This window comes from Polaromonas sp. P3_C2, from assembly GCF_056402675.1.
Window position 1 is genome coordinate 1 of the sequence record NZ_JBFUGX010000644.1, and the last position, 2,317, is coordinate 2,317.

Sequence of the window (2,317 nt, forward strand, 5' to 3'; positions counted from 1 at the left end):
ACGTGAATCAGGGTGTCGGCACCGAGTGCCTCGATCAGCTCCACGCGGCCTTGCACACCCAAAGCAACGGCCTGCTTCGGATGCACGCGCAAGCCTTCCGGCCGCACACCCAGGAAACCATCGCTCGGCAGGCGCCCGCCAGTGGCCGCCGAGAAGCTCGGAATCGCGCTTGCCGCCACCATGTTCATCGACGGCATGCCGATGAACTGCGCGACAAACCGGTTCGCCGGGTGGTCGTAGAGCTCGAGCGGCGTGCCGACCTGCTCGATCAGCCCGTCCCTGAGAACCACCACGCGGTCGGCCAGCGTCATGGCCTCGACCTGGTCGTGCGTGACGTAAATGGTCGTCGCGCCGAGCGCGCGGTGCAGCTTGTGGATTTCGACGCGCGTGTTGCCGCGCAGCGCGGCATCCAGGTTGGACAAGGGCTCGTCGAACAGGAACACCTTGGGTGCACGCACGATGGCGCGGCCAATCGCCACCCGCTGCCGCTGTCCACCCGACAGGTCTTTCGGTGTGCGGCCCAGGTACTGGGTGAGGTTGAGCGTTTTGGCCGCGTACTCGACCTTGGCCTGGATCTCGTCCTTCGGCACGCCCGCAAGCTTGAGCGCAAAGGACATGTTGTCGTACACACTCATGTGCGGGTAGAGCGCGTAGCTCTGGAACACCATCGCCAGGTCACGCTTGCCCGAAGKCGTCCAGGTGATGTCCTTGCCGTCCAGCAGCAAGTTGCCTTGGGTGATGGGCTCCAGCCCCGCGATGAGGCGCAGCAGTGTCGATTTACCGCAACCCGAAGGTCCGACGAAGACGATGAACTCGCCCTTGTTGATTTCAAGATCAACACCGCGGATGATTTGGGTTTCCCCGAAACTTTTCTCGATGTTCTTGAGTTCCAGATAAGCCATGGGTCAATTCCTTTCACTTCACCGCACCGAATGTCAGGCCTTGCACCAGCTGTTTCTGGCTGAACCAGCCGAACACGACGATCGGTGCGATCGCCATCAGCGAGGCGGCTGACAATTTGGCCCAGAACAGCCCTTCGGGGCTGGAGTACGAGGCGATCAATGTCGCCAGCGTGCCGGCCTTGGCCGAACTGAGGTTGAGCGCCCAGAAGGCCTCGTTCCAGCTCAGCACCAGGCACAGCAGGCCGGTCGAAGCGAGACCGCCCACCGACAGCGGCAGCACAACATGGCGAAATTCGGTCCAGAGGCTCGCACCGTCCATGCGTGCGGCTTCCAGTATCTCGTTCGGAATGTCCTTGTAGGCGCTGTAGAGCATCCACACCATGATCGGCAGGTTCGCCAGCGTGAACACAATGGTCAGCGCGGTGAGCGAATCCAGCAGGCCCGCGGTCTGCGCGAGAACGTAGATCGGCACCAGCGCACCCACCGCCGGCATCATCTTGGTGGAAAGCATCCACATCAGGATGTCGCGCGTCCTCTTCGTACGGAAGAAGGCCATCGAGTACGCGGCAGGTGCCGCGATCAACAGGCCGATGAGGGTTGAGCCAAGGCTGGTAATGAGCGAGTTGCGCGCGTACAGCAAGTAGTCGCTGCGGCGCTGCACTTCACTGAAGTTGTCTAGCGTGGGCTCGAAAATAAAGAGCGGCGGCACATGAATCGCCTGCAGTTCAGTCTTGAAGGCCGTGAGAAACAGCCAGCCGAGCGGAAAGAACAGCGGCAGCGCCACTGCCCACGCACCCAYGGTGCGCAGCAGTTGCGGAAGAAAATTGCTGGGTCGCACAGTCGTTCCCTTAGTCGAGGTTCTTGCCGACGATACGGATGAGGAACACCGCCACGATGTTGGCCACCACCACTGCAAACAAAGCACCTGCCGATGCCACACCCACGTCAAAGTTCATGAGCGACTGCTTGAAGATCATGTAAGTGAGATTGGTGCTCTCGTTGCCCGGGCCGCCATTGGTGGTGATGGCGATCTCGGCGAACACGCTGAGCAGAAAGATCATTTCGATCATGATCACCACCGCCATCGGCCGGCCAAGATGCGGAATGATGAGATAGAAGAAGCGCTGGAACGAACTTGCACCGTCCATGCGTGCCGCTTCCATCTGCTCGCGGTCGAGCGACTGCAGCGAGGTAATGAAGATCAGGCAGGCAAAGGGCAGCCATTGCCAGGCCACCATGATGATCACCGACAACAGCGGCACATCGGTGAGCCAGTCGACCGGTTGCGCACCGAAAAAACGCCAGAGATCGGCAAGCACGCCGTAGATCGGGTTCATCATCATGTGCTTCCACAGCAATGCGTTCACTGCGGGCATGACAAAAAAAGGCGAGATAAGCAGCACGCGGACGATGCC

General features: G+C 60.6%; 3 protein-coding genes. All 3 read right to left on the reverse strand.

What is annotated here, in order from left to right:
* Positions 1-902: ABC transporter ATP-binding protein (locus tag AC1DWI_RS20160; RefSeq protein ID WP_477725573.1), on the reverse strand; the 902-nt coding region annotated here is incomplete at its 3' end.
* A gap of 13 nt (positions 903-915) precedes the next feature.
* Positions 916-1,740, reverse strand: coding sequence for a carbohydrate ABC transporter permease (locus tag AC1DWI_RS20165; RefSeq protein WP_477725574.1), 825 nt, complete (start codon positions 1,738-1,740; stop codon positions 916-918).
* Positions 1,741-1,750: 10 nt separating this feature from the next.
* Positions 1,751-2,317: carbohydrate ABC transporter permease (locus tag AC1DWI_RS20170; protein ID WP_477725575.1), on the reverse strand; the 567-nt coding region annotated here is incomplete at its 5' end.